Origin of the sequence: Paenibacillus alkaliterrae, from assembly GCF_021532375.1 — a bacterium.
GTDB lineage: Bacteria > Bacillota > Bacilli > Paenibacillales > Paenibacillaceae > Pristimantibacillus > Pristimantibacillus alkaliterrae.
The window spans coordinates 1-2,534 of the sequence record NZ_JAKGAP010000146.1; the positions used below are offsets into that span (position 1 = coordinate 1).

Genomic DNA, 2,534 nt, shown 5'->3' on the forward strand with positions numbered 1-2,534 from the left:
CTGTCTCTTGACCCACGTCTATTCCTCGCGTGAGAGCTACATTCATATTCTCATGAAACGGATCTTACTTCCATGTGTGCAGGATTTGACGCTTACGTTGTAATTCTAGAACCTTATTTCTTAAGGTAGAGCTTTTATGCATTATTTCATCATTAATTAGCGCAGCATCATTTAGCTTTTGCAAGCTGTCAGAGTGTAAAAAAGATACAACACCTGTATCAAACTCTTCAAAAATGTTATATTCGATTACCCAATCATCCGAACTTAGTAAGTACATTCCACACTTACGAATCGTATCCACGTATAGTTCATTGAGTTTTTCTATAGAGATATTCTCAATCATTTAAAACCACCTTGCACAAGATAATTTTAACTTAGTTGGTTTTGAACTATCGTACCCGTTAGCGGAATGGTTACTTACTAATTAAGTGCAATCAATTATTATTTGCTATACTTGAAATGGCTTGAGCTAATATTTCTGCAGTTCGATATTCTTCCTGAAGGCTGTTTTCTAGGCCTCCACTGAATCAAACTGTTTTCTCATAGCTCCAACCGGCATAGGTCCCATATTTTTTACCGTACATACTCATGAGGTGCGTTTGATAATCAATAAGCGCTAAGGCTTGCGTTTTGGTAGCTAAAAACGTGACCCGGTCATCCGTTATGGAAATCCGCCGAATCGCGAACGACGTGAGCGCGATTTCTATTGCAAACTTATCGGCGTTCACGGACGGAATCTCGAAATGATGCGATATGTGACAGGTATTAACTCGCCTAAGATTGATTCCGGAATCAGTAACTTTTTTGTCGTTAAATTCCCATCGAGTCTTTCGTTCTTCGTCCGTTTCAATGATACCGGCGAGTCCTTCACCGAAAAGGCTGTCAATTTCGTATCGGTTAAAATCTAGGATCCATTTTCGGTGTAGATGGTAGAGAGGCAAAAGAGTGCCTTTGTCGGAACTGAAAACATCACAGCCGCGATCGTCATACATGTGAAACAAAATGCCTTTTGTTTTGTTATACAGGTAAATCCGACCGCCGGAGGTCGGTTTACGCATGAAATCGGCATTTTCAATGGATTCAAGTACATACGGCATTCGGATTTCTTTCGCTTTAACTTCAATGGTCCATTCTTTAGTGTAGAGTTCGTCATCCGATTCATCAAACTCATATGGCAAAGTGCACGATCGCGTTTGCTTCAATCGCTTTTTGAAAAAGCGCTTTAATCGTATTTTACTGACTCGTTTTTCATTCGTACCATAGCTGGTGCGATGCATAAAAATCACATCGTCTTCAGGATCGAAAATTGAACGACAAATGGCACTCGCGCGACGTAGACCTTCGCACCGATACGCCTCACCCATCAAATTTTCGAGTCCTAGTTCAAAACGAATGTAAAGACCGTGAGCCTTCATTTCTTTTACAATATTCACTGCAAATATTCCCTTCGTATAAAATATAAGCTTTATTTTACCATGTCGTACTGGCCAGCCGCCTTCATGTCCCGATTGAGCTATCGTACCCGTTAGCGTAATGAACATCGGGTTGAAATGCTTCCCTGGAATACCTCAACCGAGGGCCGAATGGAACCCGAAGCGTTGAATACAGTGTTATCTGACGTAATTCGACCTCTTCGATTATTCCTTCTAAAGATCGGTTACTTTAATATCTCTAATTGAGTTAACAATAATGTCTGCCTTTGATAAATCTTGATTCCCTGAGTTTTTGTTTATAAATCCAATACATTTCATTCCTGCGGATTTTGCGGATTGAATTCCATTTCTTGAATCTTCAAGAACAATACATTCAGACGGATCGACTCCCAAAAGTCTTGCAGCTTCTAAATAGACATCCGGTTCTGGCTTGCCTTTTGCTACTTCTTCACCGCTAACTATGCAATCGAAATAATCCAGTATTTTAAACTTTAATAAGACTTCGTTAATGAATTTGATCGGAGAAGAAGAAGCTATTCCTAATACAATATTGTGCTTTTTAAGTTCTAAAATTAATTCATATATACCATTAATTGGACCGATTTCATTTGTTCTTATCAATTCAATTTTTGATGAAAGTTGATATTCGATGATATCAGATACTGAATGTAAGAGATTGAATTTTTGTTTCAAAATCTTCCACATTTCTGGATTGGTCATTCCTACAAATTCATCTAGTTCATGAGGGGAAATAGTAACCCCAAAAAAATTCATTGTCTTAACATCAATGTCAAAATGTATTGGTTCACTATCAATGATGACGCCATCCATATCAAAAATAAAAGCTTTCAATATTTCATCTCCCTGCAATTCGAATTATGTGAACTTCTCCAACTTTCCATTTATGAGGTATTCGCCGAAGTGATTAAGTTATCCTGCCCGTTACTTTAATGCCGAAAGGGAGCAGCTGACACAGCAATTGCTCCCTTGATCGTTCAAACTAACGTAGCAATAGGTAAGCATTTGATGTGATCTCCAGCTTTTCCCCTGCTCCACACCGGACGTGCCAGTTTCCCAGCATCTCGGCGTTCCATCTAACTG

Annotated in this window: 3 protein-coding genes; all 3 read right to left on the minus strand. The window is 39.1% G+C overall.

Annotation, left to right across the window (positions count from 1 at the left end):
• Nucleotides 1–64 precede the first annotated feature (64 nt).
• The gene (locus L1N85_RS26785; protein WP_235242064.1) at nt 65–343 is read right to left on the minus strand and encodes a hypothetical protein; all 279 of its coding nucleotides are present in this window, start codon (nt 341–343) and stop codon (nt 65–67) included.
• Between the two features lie 184 nt (nt 344–527).
• Nucleotides 528–1,541: a DUF3885 domain-containing protein gene (locus L1N85_RS26790; RefSeq protein ID WP_235242065.1), complete on the minus strand. Its 1,014-nt coding sequence runs from the start codon at nt 1,539–1,541 to the stop codon at nt 528–530.
• A 105-nt stretch (nt 1,542–1,646) separates the two neighbouring features.
• Entirely contained in the window at nt 1,647–2,285 is a 639-nt protein-coding gene (locus tag L1N85_RS26795) for an HAD family hydrolase (protein ID WP_235242066.1), read from the minus strand.
• Nucleotides 2,286–2,534 lie beyond the last annotated feature (249 nt).

Excerpts from the sequence above, each read along its gene's own strand:
- L1N85_RS26790 (WP_235242065.1), bottom strand. The coding sequence starts at position 1,541 with ATGTTCATTACGCTAACGGGTACGATAGCTCAATCGGGACATGAAGGC.
- L1N85_RS26785 (WP_235242064.1), bottom strand. The coding sequence starts at position 343 with ATGATTGAGAATATCTCTATAGAAAAACTCAATGAACTATACGTGGAT.